18 protein-coding genes are annotated in these 16464 nt (G+C 54.0%); 3 read left to right on the top strand and 15 right to left on the bottom strand.

From position 1 onward, the window contains the following. Position 1: 1 nt before the first annotated feature. From MCON_RS13910 to MCON_RS13885, 6 genes are read right to left on the bottom strand one after another with little or no spacing between them, the layout of a single operon-like run. Positions 2–1177, bottom strand: coding sequence for an NAD(P)/FAD-dependent oxidoreductase (locus MCON_RS13910; RefSeq protein ID WP_013720574.1), 1176 nt, complete (start codon positions 1175–1177; stop codon positions 2–4). After that, a complete protein-coding gene (locus MCON_RS13905) occupies positions 1174–1344 on the bottom strand; it encodes a 4Fe-4S binding protein (RefSeq protein WP_013720573.1) in 171 nt (56 codons plus the stop codon). Before MCON_RS13905 ends, MCON_RS13910 begins: the two co-directional genes overlap by 4 nt. A gap of 15 nt (positions 1345–1359) precedes the next feature. Beyond that, positions 1360–1629 carry an acylphosphatase gene (locus MCON_RS13900; protein ID WP_048132554.1) on the bottom strand — a complete coding sequence of 90 codons (270 nt, stop codon included), beginning with the start codon at positions 1627–1629 and terminating at the stop codon, positions 1360–1362. After that, a complete protein-coding gene (gene tpiA, locus MCON_RS13895; RefSeq protein ID WP_013720571.1) occupies positions 1630–2295 on the bottom strand; it encodes a triose-phosphate isomerase in 666 nt (221 codons plus the stop codon). A gap of 27 nt (positions 2296–2322) precedes the next feature. Continuing rightward, a complete protein-coding gene (locus tag MCON_RS13890) occupies positions 2323–2826 on the bottom strand; it encodes a hypothetical protein (protein ID WP_157863839.1) in 504 nt (167 codons plus the stop codon). A 39-nt stretch (positions 2827–2865) separates the two neighbouring features. After that, positions 2866–3477, bottom strand: a complete 612-nt coding sequence (locus tag MCON_RS13885) for a ribbon-helix-helix protein, CopG family (RefSeq protein ID WP_232844296.1) — start codon at positions 3475–3477, stop codon at positions 2866–2868. A gap of 219 nt (positions 3478–3696) precedes the next feature. Here MCON_RS13885 and MCON_RS16985 point away from each other — a divergent pair, with 219 nt between their 5' ends. Then, positions 3697–3825, top strand: a complete 129-nt coding sequence (locus MCON_RS16985) for a hypothetical protein (RefSeq protein ID WP_269798818.1) — start codon at positions 3697–3699, stop codon at positions 3823–3825. Between the two features lie 280 nt (positions 3826–4105). On the opposite strand, the gene MCON_RS13880 is transcribed toward MCON_RS16985, so the two are convergent. Then, positions 4106–4615 carry a DUF1003 domain-containing protein gene (locus MCON_RS13880; protein ID WP_202795805.1) on the bottom strand — a complete coding sequence of 170 codons (510 nt, stop codon included), beginning with the start codon at positions 4613–4615 and terminating at the stop codon, positions 4106–4108. Positions 4616–4857: 242 nt separating this feature from the next. Here MCON_RS13880 and MCON_RS13875 point away from each other — a divergent pair, with 242 nt between their 5' ends. After that, positions 4858–5367: a hypothetical protein gene (locus tag MCON_RS13875; RefSeq protein WP_013720567.1), complete on the top strand. Its 510-nt coding sequence runs from the start codon at positions 4858–4860 to the stop codon at positions 5365–5367. 473 nt (positions 5368–5840) lie between these two features. On the opposite strand, the gene MCON_RS13870 is transcribed toward MCON_RS13875, so the two are convergent. The 8 genes from MCON_RS13870 to MCON_RS13840 all read right to left on the bottom strand — a co-directional run bounded on the left by MCON_RS13870 (position 5841) and on the right by MCON_RS13840 (position 14983). Beyond that, positions 5841–6686, bottom strand: coding sequence for a CoB--CoM heterodisulfide reductase iron-sulfur subunit B family protein (locus MCON_RS13870; protein WP_013720566.1), 846 nt, complete (start codon positions 6684–6686; stop codon positions 5841–5843). Continuing rightward, positions 6683–7213, bottom strand: coding sequence for a 4Fe-4S dicluster domain-containing protein (locus tag MCON_RS13865; RefSeq protein WP_013720565.1), 531 nt, complete (start codon positions 7211–7213; stop codon positions 6683–6685). The genes MCON_RS13870 and MCON_RS13865 overlap by 4 nt, the downstream gene beginning before the upstream one ends. Beyond that, positions 7213–8319, bottom strand: a complete 1107-nt coding sequence (locus tag MCON_RS13860) for a 4Fe-4S binding protein (RefSeq protein ID WP_052297589.1) — start codon at positions 8317–8319, stop codon at positions 7213–7215. The genes MCON_RS13865 and MCON_RS13860 overlap by 1 nt, the downstream gene beginning before the upstream one ends. Continuing rightward, positions 8316–8648, bottom strand: coding sequence for a 4Fe-4S binding protein (locus tag MCON_RS16350; protein ID WP_052297588.1), 333 nt, complete (start codon positions 8646–8648; stop codon positions 8316–8318). The genes MCON_RS13860 and MCON_RS16350 overlap by 4 nt, the downstream gene beginning before the upstream one ends. Next, positions 8635–11070 carry a CoB-CoM heterodisulfide reductase HdrA2 gene (hdrA2, locus tag MCON_RS13855; RefSeq protein WP_013720564.1) on the bottom strand — a complete coding sequence of 812 codons (2436 nt, stop codon included), beginning with the start codon at positions 11068–11070 and terminating at the stop codon, positions 8635–8637. The genes MCON_RS16350 and hdrA2 overlap by 14 nt, the downstream gene beginning before the upstream one ends. 64 nt (positions 11071–11134) lie before the next feature. Beyond that, positions 11135–11740, bottom strand: coding sequence for a toll/interleukin-1 receptor domain-containing protein (locus MCON_RS13850; protein WP_013720563.1), 606 nt, complete (start codon positions 11738–11740; stop codon positions 11135–11137). Between the two features lie 7 nt (positions 11741–11747). After that, on the bottom strand, positions 11748–14501 hold the full coding sequence (gene fdhF, locus MCON_RS13845) for a formate dehydrogenase subunit alpha (protein WP_013720562.1): 2754 nt from the start codon (positions 14499–14501) through the stop codon (positions 11748–11750). Positions 14502–14710: 209 nt separating this feature from the next. Further along, entirely contained in the window at positions 14711–14983 is a 273-nt protein-coding gene (locus MCON_RS13840) for a dodecin family protein (RefSeq protein ID WP_013720561.1), read from the bottom strand. Between the two features lie 124 nt (positions 14984–15107). On the opposite strand from MCON_RS13840, the gene MCON_RS13835 reads away from it, so the two are divergent. Next, positions 15108–16421 carry an alpha/beta hydrolase family protein gene (locus MCON_RS13835; RefSeq protein WP_013720560.1) on the top strand — a complete coding sequence of 438 codons (1314 nt, stop codon included), beginning with the start codon at positions 15108–15110 and terminating at the stop codon, positions 16419–16421. Positions 16422–16464: the final 43 nt, after the last annotated feature.

Below are 16464 nucleotides of genomic sequence, written 5' to 3'. Positions count from 1 at the left end.
ACTATGTTACGAGGTGGCGCAACTCCCAGAGAAGCTTGGGATTCAACCGGAAGAGCACCCGCAAGAGGCCAGGCAGATCCAATTTGGATATGTCCTCCTTTGCCAGGGAACCGATCAGCATATTGAGATCTTTGTCGGTCAGCTTTACGAAGAACTCCTTGAACTCCAGGCTGCGAGCCAGGTGCCTGCCTATGCCCTCTCGCCAGCGTTCCTCATACTCTCGAAGCCCCTCTCTCGCGACGTTGCCTGCGGCAATTGCTTTTGCTGCCACCTCTCCGGCGATGACTCCTGCCTCCATGGCATTGAGAATCCCCCCTCCAGTCAGTGGATCGGTCTGGCGGGCGGCATCTCCGACCAGCATAACGCCGTGGGCAGTGGCCGACTGGATGGGCCCGGAGCAGGGATCTCCGCCCACCACCATCTCCACTATCTTGCCATTGGGAAAGTGCTTTTTTGTAAATTCCCGCAGCAGACGGATGGCTTCACCGGGCCTGGATCGGCTTCCAAGAACTCCCAGGCCGACGTTGGCCAGCTTCTCCCCTTTGGGAAAGGACCAGGCGTACCCTGAAGGAGCAATGCTGTTTCCCAAGTAGAACTTGGTGTAGTCATCATCGATTCCCGGATCCAATACCAGAAACTGGGCGCAGGATTCGATGTCCTTGAGGTTGAGCGTGGTGTCAATACCCGCCCAACGGCCTACCTTTGACTCTACGCCATCCGCACCGATGATGATCGGGGCTTCGATTTTCAGAGGATCTCCCACTTGAATGGCATTAACGCCATAGGGAACACCATCATTCATCAGAAGGCTGGCAGCGCGAGTCTTGACCAGCACTCGGGCCCCGGCGCGGGCGGCTTGCATAGCCAGAGCCCGGTCGAAGACCTTTCTCTCCAGAACGTAGCCAACCTCGCTCCCGCTCCGGTCCTCGGACATGACTATGCTGCTTCCGTCTGGAGAGTAGATCTTGGCGCCCTTCACCTCAGAGGCGATCCACTCCGGCTCTGGCTTGACCATCTTGCATAAGGCCCTCTTGCCCACCCCCTCAGCGCAGCGAACAGGATCGCCGATCTCCTGGCGCTTCTCCAGCATGACCACATTCAGGCCGGCTGCTGCTGCCGTTTTCGCGGCCATGGAGCCACCCGGGCCCGCTCCAACCACTATCACATCGCACTTCATGCCTCGACCTCTAGCGCTCCCACCGGACATATCTTGGTGCAGATGCCGCACTCTTTGCAGTCTGCGGAAATCTCCAGCCAGGTCTCCACCAGCTCCAGGGCACATGTCGGGCATACGCTGACGCAGGCACCACAGTAGCAGCACTTGTATCTGTTGACGGTAAGCAATAAATCACATCCATTTTAATATTTTATTTCAAAGTCATTATAGCCTTTGGCCTCGATCTCCGAGAGCTCCATACCCAGGACCACAGAACCGGAAGGCCCGGACTTCATAGCCTTGAGCAGCTCCCCCACCTGTCGTCTCTCTCCCTCCAGCACCGCCTCCACTCCGCCCCCGGGAATATTTCGCACCCATCCATTGATTCCCAGGGATTTGGCTCGGTCACGGGTATAGGCGCGATAATAAACACCCTGCACCCGGCCAGAAACCCTGACGTGCACCGACATCATCTATTTTGCCCCAGTCACAAGATCCTCTAAAGCCTGACGCTGATCCTTGGCTTTAATGATTCCCGATGCCAGCAAGACGCCCTCCGATCCCAGGTCCAGAGCGCTTCTCAGATCCTCGCCATGGGTTATCCCCGCGCCGCAAAGGACCCCCACACGAGGGGCGATTTTCTTGACCGCGCTGACAGAATCGCTAACCACGTTGGGATTGGCCTTGGATACCGGAATTCCGCTTCCTATGAGCTCTGGAGGCTCCACTGCCACATAATCAGGTTCAAGAGCTGCCGCAGCCCTGGTGGTGGCCACGTTGTTGGTGCAGATGATGCTCGCGAGGCCAAGATCCCGGCAGGCGGAGAGGGAGGCTTCCATATCGGCCAGCTTGATCCTTCTCTCCGAGTGGTTTATGAGTGAACCTCTCGCACCTGCTGCTTTTATGGAAGCGGCGGTCACATGGCCGGTAAAGCCGCCATAGCCAACGCCATCCACATGCTGGGCGTAGACCGGAATTTTTACCTCACGAGATATGGCATGGATGTCTGCCGTCTGGGGTGCCACTATCATCTGCACAGAATAGTCCCTGGCGATATCCTCGCAGATCTCGGCCAGGCGCAGAGCCTCCGGGCCTGTAGACTCACGGTAGGTCTTGAAATTGAGCACAATTATGGTCATATTCTTCCTCGGCTCTCCGGTGCGATCTCAGTGGACATATAAATTTTGGCTGCAATCGTCTCTTATGTCGCGATAGCACTTCTCATAAACATGCTCTGCAGCGCATTCGCCACAGGTTTTCATCATCATCTTCCCTTTAAATATGAAAGCGATCAAAGGCAGCATTCCCCTCTCTTCTCTATGGATCAGGTGATAGATCAGTCCCTCAGTCTGGGAGTAGTCGAGGATCACCGGCTCTATTTCTCTGTGCTCAATGATGAATCTCTCCAGGACCGGATAGCATCGCTGGCAGATGGCGCAGTCCTTCCTGCCGATAAATAGCAGCACCAGCCCCTCTCTCCCTGCAATTTCCCCTGCCAGGGCCATGGCCGGCCCATAAGAATCCTCCAAAAATGTGGATACGATCTCCGATACCTCGTCTGAGGATAGCAGATATTTTCTAGACAGCTCCAGGCTTATCTCTTCCTGCTTTGCGGCGATGAAGTCCTCTGCCAGGGAGATAAGATCCATGGAAGGGGAAACGTCATTCATCTTCGCGGGGGTATGATCCTTCTAGGGGATTAATTTTTCTTATAGATCATGAATTACTTTGATCCTGAGCTTGGAGAAGTCCTCTTTGATCTCCACCAAAAAGCCCATGCCATCGAAGATCTCCTCTAATTCCTTAAGGACGAACTTCTTGGGGGCATCCGATCCGAAGATCAGAGTGAACTCGTTCTTGCCGGTCTTATTCATGGTAAATAGGTTGCAGATCTCCAGCCGGCGGAGGATGGTCTCGGCATTGAAGAGCTTGTGCTTGAACTGCTCGGCATGGGCCCGGCTGACCTCTTTATGCAGGCTCCAGAACTTCTCTTTCTCCGGATGCGTCTCGATGAAGCTCAGAAACATTATCCAGTGGTCGATATCAAGTATGACATGCTCCCCGGCAGCGAGCATCTCTGCATGGGTGTAGACCTTGTTGTCCTCCGCATATTCAAAGAGCAACTTATGTTTGCCAAAGAACTTCAGAGACTCTCGCATCAGCTCGCTCTGGGACATGTTCGAGTCCTCTTTCATCTTCTTGAACAGGCCAGCTGTCTCTTCGTCCAGTGCTATGGTGATCCTTTCCGGCGACTTCATTTCATCCTCTGCGATTTTCCTGCTAAATTGCTGCTCGCCACGGTTCAATGCTTCCGCCAACATCTTCGTGCTTATGCTATATTACCTTTATCTGGCATTATCTTTTTATATCAATGCCGGAAAAGGCGTTCCTTTGCACTGCTATTAATTTATTGCTGAATGGGTTCATGCCGTCTCCAAGCCCGCCTATGCCAGGAGATCTTGGATCTTAATGTTGCAGATCAGGCCCTTTCATCATGCGCACCGATATTGTTATATTCAAAAGAGATGTGAAAGCCTCACATGGACTCTTGGATGAATGATAGGGAAAGATATTCTGCAAAGGATAAGAATAAGCTGGAGAAGGGATCTGGTTTTGTCAAGATCTGGACGCTTCTGAGCAACTGGGTCTACAGGGTAATTTCCTGGTAGCACGCCCTTTTGTCTCCGTGCCTCTTCCATGAAAACGCACCTAAAAACCGGGGGATATCAGCCATCTCCCCCGTTTTACTTTCTCCAATGCGAATCGCATAATTGACCTCCAGATCCAGCCCAGGTAAGCTGCGAGGAAAGGGATTTTCCATCGAAATCGAAGTCCAATCTCTCTTTCCTGCTATAAGACAATTCAAAATGTAATAGCATTAGCTCCCAACTCAATCCGGCCCTCAAAGGTCCAGGAGTTGGCAGGCCACTCAAGATTCCTTCTGGCATATTATTCAACATTTTCCATTTTGCTCTTCAAGGCAAGAAGCTCACGATAGATCTCCTCCAGTGCTCTATTCTGAGCGGCAAAATTGTCAAGGACTGCCTTGGACTCTTCCTCTGCGCGAATGTTCATAAGATAATCATTGTGAGCTTTTAGGCGATCCTGGCGATTTTGGCTCATCAGGATTAAAGACGCGGTATAGGCAGACTGCAATGAGAAGATCAAGTTCATGAAGATGAACGGATAAGGATCCCAGGCTTGCATGTAGGCAGTTGCATTGAGCAGCACCCAAACTGCCACAAGGATCGATTGTGCGAGTATGAATCGCCATGACCCCAAGTTCTCGTAAACCCAATCGGCAAACTTCTCTCCTTGACTGGATGGGCCAGGATCTATATCACTAAGCTCTTGGACAGGAGGATGATCATGCTTAAACGGCTCGGGGAATTCCAGTTTTCTCAAATTTAACCCTCTGAAAAGTCCATATGATAAGACAGCATTATATGCATCGATCAATGTGGCCTGCAATATGTCTAGAGAGATAACCGCTGCATGGCGCATCCCTGCTCCAGCCTGCCCGGGACCTGGCCACGATCATGTCAGAGGCGCGAATCCTGCGAAATGACTTTGGGATGGACGTTGCCAAAAATGAGTTCACAGGATTGAAAAGGATTACATCACGGATTTCTCAGACATCTCGCAAGCCACCGCAACGACTTTAAATAGATAGAGTCCACCTGGGGGCCCAAAGTGAAAAAATGCCATTAATTGATATTCAATTAGCTGTATCAGGCTTGGATTCTAGAACTCTGGAGCAGGCAGGGATCATTGCAAACTTCTTCGCTGGCTTCCTCCTGGCCTCAGATTATTTACTTTTTAATGATAAAATAAATAAAATAAATGAATATTTAGAGCTTCATTTATTAAAAAGATACAATAGGTTTTCTAAAAGAGTTAAGAATTATTCAAAATGGAATAGAAGTTTTATATTTACTTTACTTTTCGTGGTTATTTCACTGTCTGTTTATCAATTCATATCTAATTCCGCGACCAGCTTGCTGGATTACATGACATACTACTATGGCTTTGCAAAACTTGTTCTCATACCATTACGCAGAGTGCTCCTTGCATCTTTAGCGATCCTGGCAGTAATGTTCATTCTCCTGTTCATCGCTCGATCCACACCAAAGAAGATGATTGGCGCTTTCGCTATTTTGCTCTTTATGTTTGGGAATATATTGCTCCTTCTCAGCACCGTCATTGAGTAGCTGAAATTGGCCAAAAGACCCATTCCTCGCATATTTGGAGCGAGAGAAGAAGAGGCTCCTCGCTATGTAGTATGGATGAACTTGAATCGCAAATTCTCTGTATCCTTTTGCCCCTGTGGTGAACCGCTATGCTCTGACCCAACCACAGAGGAACAGAGACTATAACCGCTGCCGTACCTCACCCAAATAATTCAGCAAAGAGCCATAAACCACAAAGCACACAAAGGACACAAAGACCGCACCAAGGATTATTGGGCTATCAAGAACTGGATTACCTTTGCGAGGCCTTTATGATCTTTGTGCTCTATATGGCTAAAATCCGTTATCTGCAATCCAATCAAACCACAGAGGCGCATAGGAACAGATGGCTGTTCTCAGCCGCGCCTGACCCACATAATTAAGCGAAGAGCCGAAGAAAATATTGCCTCATAGAATAAAAGCAAGCCAGGTGGCAGACTCCTGCCATTTCTCCTCTACTGCTCCGCCATCCTCTGGTATATCCGCTCCATCATCGGCATAGGCGATACGGAATTCATATCCATTCCCAGGTCGTCCGGCCCCAGGCCCAATGCGATGCCCACCAGCTGGGTCACATAGAGAACTGGAATCCCTATCTCCTCACCATACCTCTGTTCCACCGACCTCTGCTTGGTATCCAGCATGAACTGGCACAGAGGGCAGACGGTGATGATGACCTCCGCTCCCGCCTCCTTGGCGTCTTTCAGGATTCGATAGGCGGTCTCATTGGCAGCCTCCTCCTTGGGCATGAATATCGGCCCGCCACAGCAGAAGGTCTTCCGCCGGAAGTCAACAGCGTCCGCCTGCAGAATCCGGATCAGCTTCTCCAGGACAACGGGATACTCCGGGCTGTACACCCCAGGAGGGCGTGAGAGGAGGCAGCCATAATAAGCAGCCACCTTCAGCTCCTTTAAAGGAACCACAATCCCCTGGTCATCTTTCTCCAGAACCTCGAGGATCACATCCAGAGCGTGCCGAATCTTCGCCCCTTTGTACTCCTTTTCCAGGACGGCATTCACTTTGGCTCTGATCTCCACATCCTCCAGCTTCATGGCAGCCGCCCTGAGGTTGCTGTAGCAGATGGAGCAGGAGGTCACGATATCCAGCTCGGTCTGGGACATGTTCCGGGCAGCAAGCCCCGTGGCCACCATCTCATTGGAGACGTGAGTTGCCCCGCAGCAGTTCCAATCCTCCAGCTCCTCCAGCTCGATTTCAAGGCTCGAAAAGACCGCTCTGGTGGACCTGTCCATCTCCTTTCCCGTGGAGAGAGAAACGCAACCCGGATAGTAAGCCAGCTTCATTTGCCCAGCTCCTCCATAATCCTCTTGACCTCATCCTTTCCCATAACCTGCTCTCTTTCCAGGGTTATCTTGCCCCGGGGGAGAAGCTCCAGGCCCACCTTCATGGACTGAACAGTCCCTTGGGGATAGAAGAGCAAGAACTCGCCGATGAGAGGAAGCTCGCTTATCCGACCGTATTCCTCGATCTGCTTATTGAAGAGGTGGTCGTAGTTCTTTCCAGGGCTTTCTATCTTCTCCCTGTCCGCCAGCTCCTTCAGAGCGGACACGACCATCTTCGGCCTTATTCCCCGGGGACAACGCACAGTGCACAATAGGCAGGATGTGCACAGCCACAGAGTCTCATTGTGCAGGGCCTCCTCCCGTCTGCCCTCCAGACAGAGCTTGACCAATCTTCTTATGCTCGGTTTCATAAGATGAGCCGTGGGGCAGCTGGCCGAGCAGGTGCCGCACTGAATGCAGGTCCTTACCTCCTCTCCTGCCAGCCTTAATACCTCGTTCTTGAAATCCTCTTCTATTGCCGTGGCCATTACACTGCCCCCGCGTTCTCTTCTCTTGCCTTCTTTCTCTTCCTTTCAGCCTCGTGGAGCCTCTCTACAATCTTCTGGCTCGCCTTATCCGGCGGCTCGTTCTCCATGATCTGGCGGATCTTGGGCTTGGCCAGCATTGGCACCAGCGGCTTTAAGGCTTCATCCACCATCTTCAGAAGCTCGGGATCCACCTTCGGCGCCTCCGGAGCGGGCAGGGGCGTCCTATCGATCTTGGGCGGGACCACAGCGCCGCTCACATCCGGTATCTTCCGCTCGCCGGTCAATATGGTACGAATCGCCTCCTTCCACTCCTCTGCCCAGGGGGTCTCCTTTACCTCCGTATGGCTGACCTCAGTCCTCTGCACATCAATGGCCGAGACGGGACAGGCCTTCTCGCAGGCCCCGCATAGGATGCACTGATCTTCCACCGGAGCGGCTTTGCCCCGCTCGTCCACATACCAGCACTTGGCAGGGCAGACGTTGAAGCAGGCCAGACAGCCCAGGGGATCGCATCGAACGAGGTTCTTCTCCACCATCTTGATCTCCCCCTGGAAGGGCTTGGATATGTCCATGCCCTCATAGGGGCAGACCAGAGCGCACCTGCCGCAGCCAATACATAGGCTCTCATCGACCTTTATCTTCCCCTCGATCTTCGGCTCCTCATCAAGCTTTAGAGGCTCGCCCTCGACAGCGATCGCCTCCTCCGGACAGAGGGGGACGCACAGCCCGCAGTAGTCGCAAAGATCCTCGTCTATCAGCAGCTGCTCATAAGGCACCAGATCGCGGGGATCCCGATCCTTTTCCACTTTATCGACCAGAAGGAAGGCCTTGCAGAACCTGGCGCACCGTCCGCAGAGGTTGCACTTCTCCTGATCTATGGAGATCTTCCCTTCAATCCCCTCCCGAAGGGGTCCAAAATCCTCCCGAGTCTTGTCAAAGGTCACCTTGATCGCTTCCGTCGGGCAGACGGGCTCGCAGAGCAGGCAGGGCAGACACTTCTCATTTGGCTTCGCCTCGGCCATGAGCCTGGGATACTCCTCCCTCTCTCTGAAGTCGACCGGCTTTGGCATTGCCTTTTCTGTTGTCTCACACACATTTTCAGTCATGCTTTTGCTTCGGCAGCCTCTGCCGCCTCTGGCTCAGCCTTTTTCTCCACAACTCTCATTTCGAAGGCCTTCATCGGACAGAAGTTCACGCACATCCCACAGAATACGCAAAGATCCTGGTCTATCAACACAGGCGGCGCATCCAGGCCTTTGGCGATCTCCTTCAGCGGCCCCTCCTGCAAGGCTTTTTTGGGGCAGATGGCAACGCAAATGGAGCAGCCGGCGCATTTCTTATAATCGTAATCCAGGATCTTCTCGCTATCCTTGGTCCTCTGCTTGGCCAGGATATGGGATCCTTCCACCTCCATGTCCTTCTCAATCTCCATCATGCTGCCCCTCACCTCCCTTGGCCATCGTGCTTTCCGATTGTATCTCTGCTTCCTTTGTGGCATCCTCTCCAGGCCCTTTTCTCCTCTTATCCAGCTCAGTTCCTATGGGGCCGATGGCCTTCAGCTCCCCGATGAACTCCCTCAGATCCTGAGCATAGATCTCGCCCTCGCTGGCCGCACACCAGACGATCTTGACCCTCCCCGGATTTATGCCGATCTTCTCCAGGACACCCTTCAATACATTCACCCTCTGCAGAGCCTGGTAGTTCCCATCATGGTAATGGCATTCGCCTATGCGGCAGCCGGCGATGAGCACTCCATCCGCCCCTCGCCGTAAGGCCTCCAGGACGAAGCTGGGATCCACCCGCGCCGAACACATCACCCGGATGTTGCGGGCATTGGTGGGATACTGAATGCGAGAGGTACCGGCGAGATCGGCGGCACCGTAGCTGCACCAGTTGCACAAAAATGCGATGATAAGGGGAAACTCCTTCTTCACCTCGGTCGCCGCTCTGATCTGGGCCAGGATCTGCTCATCTGAGAACAGGCGCATCTTGATGGCATCCACTGGACAGGCGGCAGCACACGACCCACAGCCTTTGCAGGCTGCCTCGTCCACATAAGCCGGGCTCTTCACAGAGATGGCCTTCTGAGGGCAGACATCGACGCACAGCTTGCACTTGATGCACAGATCGGGATCCACATAGGCTGATGTGGGCTCCAGATCCAAGAATCCCTTCTGCAATAGCCTTATGGCCTTGGCGGCGGCAGCACTGCCCTGAGCGATGGATATGGGGATCTCCTTGGGCCCGGAGGCGCACCCGGCGATGAACACCCCATCGATATGAGCCTCTACCGGCCTCATCTTGGGGTGAGCGATCTCAAAGAACCTGTCCGGCCTGCGGGAGAGGCCGAGAAGGTTGCCCAGGACGTCCGCGCTCTTATCCGGCTCCAGGCCCACGGATAGGACAGCGATATCGTGCCGGACCCTCTTTATCTCTCCAGTCTGGGTGTCCTCAAAGCGGAGATAGATATCGCCATCAACCTCCTCGATGCTGGATACGCGGGCGCGAACGAAGTTTATCCCCAGCATCTGAGCCCGCACATAGAACTCCTCATAACCTTCTCCGCATGCTCTGATATCGATATAATAGATGGTGATATCCGAGCCGGGGTACTTCTCAGCGATCAGCTGGGCATTCTTCAGCGAGGCCATGCAGCAGATCCGAGAGCAATATATGTTGCCGACTGTGGCATCTCTGGAGCCGACACACTGCAAGAAAGCTATGGACTGGGCGACCTGGCCCGTGCTCGGCCGGACAACCTCGCCCTTGGTCGGGCCGGAGGCATTGAGCATCCTCTCCATCTGCAGAGTGGTGACGACATCCCTGAGCCTGCCAAAGCCGTACTCCTCCTTCCGGGCAGCGTCAAAGGGCTGCCATCCAGTGGCCACGATTATGGCCCCCACATTGATCGTGAAGTGCTCGACAACCTGATCCAGCTTGACCGCCTGGGTGGGGCAGGACTCCACACACCGGCCGCAGCCGATGCATGCCTTGGGGTCTACGCATGCCGACAGAGGAACGGCCTGTGGATAGGGCACATAGATGGCTTTTCTCTTGCCGATGCCAAAGTCGTACTCATTGGGCACCTCCACTGGACAGACGTCTGCGCATTCGTTTATGCAGCCTTTGCAGAGGACCGGGTCCACATAGCGTGCCCGGTGAACTCCAGATACTGTGAAGTTGCCCACGCTGCCCTCCACCCCCAGGACCTCGGAATAGGTGTAGAGGGTGATATTGGGATGGTTGAAGACCTCGGACATCTTGGGGCCCAGAACGCAGATGGAGCAGTCGTTGGTGGGAAAGACGTCTGTGAGCAGGGCCATGTAACCGCCGATGGTCGGCCGGCGTTCCACCAAAAACACATGAAAGCCCGCATCCGCCAGGTCCAGGGCGGCAGCGATCCCGGCCACGCCTCCTCCTACTACCATCACATCCTTGTTAACCGGTATCTGCTCCTGCTCTAAGGGCTGCAGGAGGGCGGCCTTGGCCACGGCCATTGATATCAGGTCCTTGGCCTTCTCCGTGGCCATGGCTGGCAGGTCCATGTGCACCCAGGAGCAATGCTCCCGGATGTTGGCCATCTCCAGCATATAGGGGTTCAGCCCGGCCTTGGCAATGGCCCGGCGAAATGTGGGCTCATGCAGTCTGGGCGAGCAGGCGGCCACCACGATCCTATCTAGCTTATATTCAGCAATATCCTTTTGAATCTGCTCCTGCCCAATATCCGAGCAGGAGAACTGCAGATCTCTGGCCACGGCCACATCAGGCAGCTTCTCGGCGAAGCTCTTCAGCTCTTCAATATCCAAGACGCCGGCGATATTCAGGCCGCAATGACATACATAAACACCAATGGGCATGGACTTCAGGTAGTATGATCTCCTTAATTCACTTAAACCTATGCAAGGGAAAAAAAGCCATTTGTCAAAAATTTTCTATGAACTTCTGGGGTTTCAGCGATTCTTGCTCCCCAGGCAGAGGTTCGAATGTCCGCGGGTCGAGCAGGATTGTGTTCTGACAGTAGCTGCAGATCGTCTCCAGGAAGATTCCCTTTTCCTGGGCAGAGTCCACCTCATCCTGGTCGGTCAGATACTGGGTCATCTCCTCTCCACATTGGGGGCAGACCACCCGAAGCCACTCCAGACGGCTCAACTCCCGGATGCTTTTGATCAAGATGCCTATGGCATCGGCAAAGCTCTCCCTTCTGAAGGGTAAAGCTCGCAATTGATCGATCAGAAAAGGAAGCTGAGCGCCCTCCTCTTGCAGGGGAATGATCAGTTGGTCAATGCCCCTGGCCAGACCTATCTCCTGGCAGAGGGCTGGAGAACGACTTCCCTTCCGGGTTGCCAGAGCCACCAGGCACTCGGAGTTTCTTATGGCAAAGGACACCCTATCGGCAAGAGAGATAGCAGGCGATTGATTGTACAGGGCGACATAGCTTTCCAGGCCCACCCGCCCCAGCGCTAGCGAGAGCCGCAGAGCCAGGTCTTCATCATCCGGATCGTAGGAAATGTAAACTTTAGAGATCATCCAATCATTACGCCTTTAACTTTTCTATCTTCACAGCGCATGCCTTGTACTCCGGAGTCTTCGCCTGAGGATCAAGAGCGGCATTGGTCAGAAGGTTGGTCAAGACATCCTGGTAATGGAACGACATGAAGGCCATGCCGCGGGAGGACTTGTCTGTAACCCTTGCTTTGGTCTTAACAGAGCCCCGCCTGGAGCTGACAACAACCGTCTCTCCGTCCTCGATCTCGAGTTCTCTGGCATCGGCAGGGCTTATCTCTATGGCCTCCTCCGGCCATACCCACATTATTCCTTTGGATCGCCTGGTCATGGATCCGCAGTTGTAATGCTCCCTTCTCCTGCCGGTGGTGAGGATCAAGGGATATTCCGTATCGGTCTGCTCAGCGGGGTACTTGTGCTGTACGGCATTGAACCTTCCCAGGCCGCAGCTGAAGCTCTCCGCATGCAGGGTCTCTGTTCCCGGATGGTCAAGGGATGGTATGGGCCACTGCAGCCCGCCGTCATCCAGCCGATCGAACTTCACTCCGGCAAACATCGGCGCCAGTGAGGCGATCTCATCCATGATCTCCGAGGGGTGGCCGTAGCTCATCGGATAGCCCATCCTCTGGGCGATCTGACAGATCGTCAGCCAGTTCTCCTGGCCGCATAGTGCTGGTATCGCTTTCCGCACCCTTTGAATGCGCCGCTCGCCGTTGGTGAATGTTCCATCGCACTCGGCAAAGCTGGCTGCGGGCAGGATGACGTCTGCATACCTGGTGGTCTCAGTGGGAAATATCTCCTGCACTACCAGGAAGTCCAGGGACTCCAGAGTTGATCTCACCCGGTTGGTGTCGGGCTCGGTATGGGCGGGGTCCTCTCCCAGGATGTAAAGGCCGCGGATCTCCTTTCCCGGATTGCGTTCTATCATCTGGGTGGAGGTCTGGCCGGGGACAGAAGGCAAGGCAACCTTCCAGGCTTCCTCGAACTTGGACCGGATGCCAGCATCGGTCACCGGCTGGTAGCCGACATGGACGTTGGGAAGGGCGCCCATATCACAGGCCCCCTGGACGTTGTTCTGGCCGCGCAGAGGCATGATGCCAGTCGAGCGGCGGCCAACGTTTCCGGTGAGCATTGCCAGGTTGCCCAGGGACATCACATTGGAGGTTCCTGTGGTGTGCTCAGTTATGCCCAGGCCGTAGATGATCATCGCTTTATCGGCACTGGCATAGAGCCGGGCGGCCTCGATGATATCCTCTGCCGCCACTCCGGTGATCTGGGATGCCCTTTCAGGCGGATACTCCTCCACCGTCTTTTGCAGGTTCTCAAATCCCATGGTGCGCCGGTCTATGAAATCCCGGTCCTCCAGCCCTTCTTTAAGGATCACATTCATCATTGCATTTATCAGGGCGATGCTTGTTCCCGGTTTCTGGTTGAGCCAGACCGATGCCCTGTCGACCAGCTCGATTTTACGGGGGTCAGCGACGATTATCTTCGCTCCATTTCTGGCTGCCTTGATTATCTTCAGGCTGACTACGGGATGGGCTTCAGTGGTATTGGAGCCGATGATGAAAAGGACATCGGCGTCTTCAATCTGGTCAAAGGAGTTGGTGGCTGCTCCGCTGCCAAAGCAGGCGGCAAGACCGGTCACTGAGGGGGCATGGCAGACCCGGGCGCAGTTGTCCACATTGTTGGTTTTAAAGACCGCTCTGGCAAGCTTTTGCACCAGATAGTTCTCCTCATTGGTGCAGCGGGAGGAGGAGAAAGCCCCTAAAGAATCGGGGCCGTATCGATCTTGGATCTCTGTGAACCTCCGGGCGACCAGGTCTAAAGCCTCATCCCAGGATGCCGGCTCGAATTGACCGTTTCTCTTTATCAGAGGAGTGGTGAAGCGGTCGGGATGGTGGATGATCTCCTCCAATCCAAAGTGGCCTTTGACGCAGGCCTGGCCCCGGTTTACCGCTCCATCCCGGCTTGGCGTGACGGATAATATTCTGTCTTCAGAGATCTTGAGATCCAGGCTGCAGCCTACGCCGCAGTAGGGGCAGATGGTGACCACGGTGCGGTCGGGCCGGATCCATTTCTCCGAACGGATGAAGAGGGCGCCGGTGGGGCAGGCGTCCACGCATGCGCCGCAGAACTTGCAGTCTGCCTCCTGCAGGGATTCGGGACCTATCCAGTGGTTGCGGTGAAAATCGGGGTTGTTAAATAGGATGCCCAGGCCGCGTACCTCGTCGCACATTCTTATGCACCGGCTGCACATGATGCAGAGATTGTAGTTGCGGTCGAAGAACGGCTCTCTTAATACCGGCATATCCCGGAAAGAGGTCTGATATCTGATCCTGTCCAAACCGGTGAAGGTGACTGCCTCTTGCAGCTCGCACTGGCCGTCGTTAGGACAGTACTTGCAGCCCACTGTTACTGGAAACTTGCGCATGCACTCCCGCAGCTCGCCGCATTCGTTCTTTCTCTCGCAGAAGAGGCAGGAGGTGGGATGGTTGGTGAGGGCGAGGAGCATCTCCAGGGTATGTCGTCTCATCTCCTGGAGCTCCTCGGTGCGGGTATGGACAACCATTCCCTCGGCTGCAGGGGTATTGCAGGATAAAGGATAGTAATCCAGGCCTTCCACAGAGACGATGCAGAGCTTGCAGGAGCCTATGGGCTTCAAGTCCGGGTGGTGGCAAAGAGACGGCACATAAGAGCCCGCAATGCGGGCAGCATCGAGAATGGTGGACCCCTGGGGGACGGATACCTCTCGATCATCGATGAGCAGCTTTATTTCTGACATGTTCCCAACCGCGCCGGGACAGCGATAAGGGTTGATTGTATTTGTAGGTTGCTCTGCCTGCCTCAAAATTTATTAATTAGATTATAATAATTGTGGGGTGCAATTCAGATCTTTTATGGAAGAGCGATCAGGCACCAGAGCCGCCGAAGAGAACGCGAATTTGCTTTGTGGAATCATTCTTCCGAATCGCTCAATGGTATCGATTTGCCTCAGCAGAGGGGCTCGGCTGCGTCCCCCTTTGGAACCTTCCAGCCCAAATCTGTCTTCCAGTCTTCGTATTTGAGGGATATTCTTAATTTAATTCTGTATAATATTATATTACCTTTTTCATCTAGTTTGGCATCAAGCTCAGCAACGCGTGCGATCCTTAGGTTCCAGATGGATTTATGTGCCGTGTCGATTGCGTTTTTGGCAGCATCTTCCCAACCGATGGGGGATGATCCTACGAGCTCAATAGCTCGATAAACGCTCTCTTGAACCATAGTCAATTTTATGCCACTCAATATTGATATATCTTTCCCGCTGCAAGACGATAATTTTATAATTGAATGCGGGCTAAAATTTAAGTACCATTAATAATATCCCATGTTCTCTGAGGACAATTCTATGCTTAAGCATTCTCTTTTCGGATTCAGGCTCTGCCAGGTTGTATTTCTGAGCCTGTTGATCGCACCTCTTGTTGCTGCAGGAGCTGATGAGATGAACAGCACCGATATTTCGGGATCGATATTTCAGAATCAAGAGTTCAACTTCCAGTTCCTCCGGACCATCGGCTATACAGCGAGCGGAGGCGCAGACATCAACGAATGTCTGGACACGGCTTTTCGCATCAAAGATGGCGATGCTGAGAGCTGGTACGGCCAATGGAACAGAACTGCCGCCAGGCTGGAGAGTACTGCCGAGGAGTTCCTGGCCAGTGGACATAAGATCAGCGCAAAGGAAGCCTTCCTGAGGGCCTCGAACTACTACCGGAACGCTGGATTCTACCTGGACATCAATCCCGATGATCCTAGGATTGTGTCCACCTGGGAGAAGAGCCATGACTGCTTCATTAAGGCAGCAAACCTCTCCAGCGGCCTCATCCGGCCGGTCCGCATTCCTTTCCAGAACACCACCCTCCCCGGCTACCTGTGTCTGGTGGACGGCAACGGCACCAGTAGGCCGACTCTGATCGTTCATACCGGCTTTGACGGAACTGGTGAAGAGCTGTACTTCGGGGTGGCAAAATTCGCTATCGATAGGGGATATAACGTGCTGATCTTCGAGGGGCCTGGCCAGGGTGAGATGATCCGAGTACAAGGGATGCCCTTCAGGCCTGACTGGGAGGCTGCAGTAACGCCAGTGATTGATTTTGCCCAGAACCTGAGCGAGGTTGATCCGGATAGAATTGCCCTCATGGGAATCAGCTTCGGCGGCTACTTGGCACCGAGAGCTGCTGCCTTCGACCACCGCATAGCTGCGTGCATCGCCAATGGAGGCGTCTACGACTTCAATGCCAGCGTGATGCAAAAAGCCCTGCCCAATATGGAGGAGATTCTGAGCGACGAGAATGCGTCGCGGGAATTCGACCAGGAGATGAGCGAGTACATGAAACAGAGCATCGAGACAGGCTGGGCGGTAGAACACGGCATGATCGTTTTCGGAGCCCAAACCCCCAGCGAATACTTCCGAATGATCGCTCCATATACGCTGAAGGACGTAGCCGGGCTGATCAGGTGTCCCACCCTTGTTGTCGATTCGGATAACGACACGCTCCTGGCGGGCCAGGCGAGGCCGCTTTACGACGCCCTGACCGGTCCGAAAGAGTATCTGCTCTTCACCACTGAAGAGGGAGCTGGGCTGCACTGCCAGATGGGCGCCCCGACCATCTCGAACGAGAGGATATTCAACTGGCTGGATGGAGTGCTGCAAGAGGGCTAGTGCCAGGCCCAGCCTTTGATGGTTCTGGCCAATCTTTTTTTCA

This window comes from Methanothrix soehngenii GP6, from assembly GCF_000204415.1.
Taxonomy (GTDB): domain Archaea; phylum Halobacteriota; class Methanosarcinia; order Methanotrichales; family Methanotrichaceae; genus Methanothrix; species Methanothrix soehngenii.
Note: the sequence above shows the minus strand (reverse complement) of the source record. Positions and strands in the feature narration are given on the sequence as shown.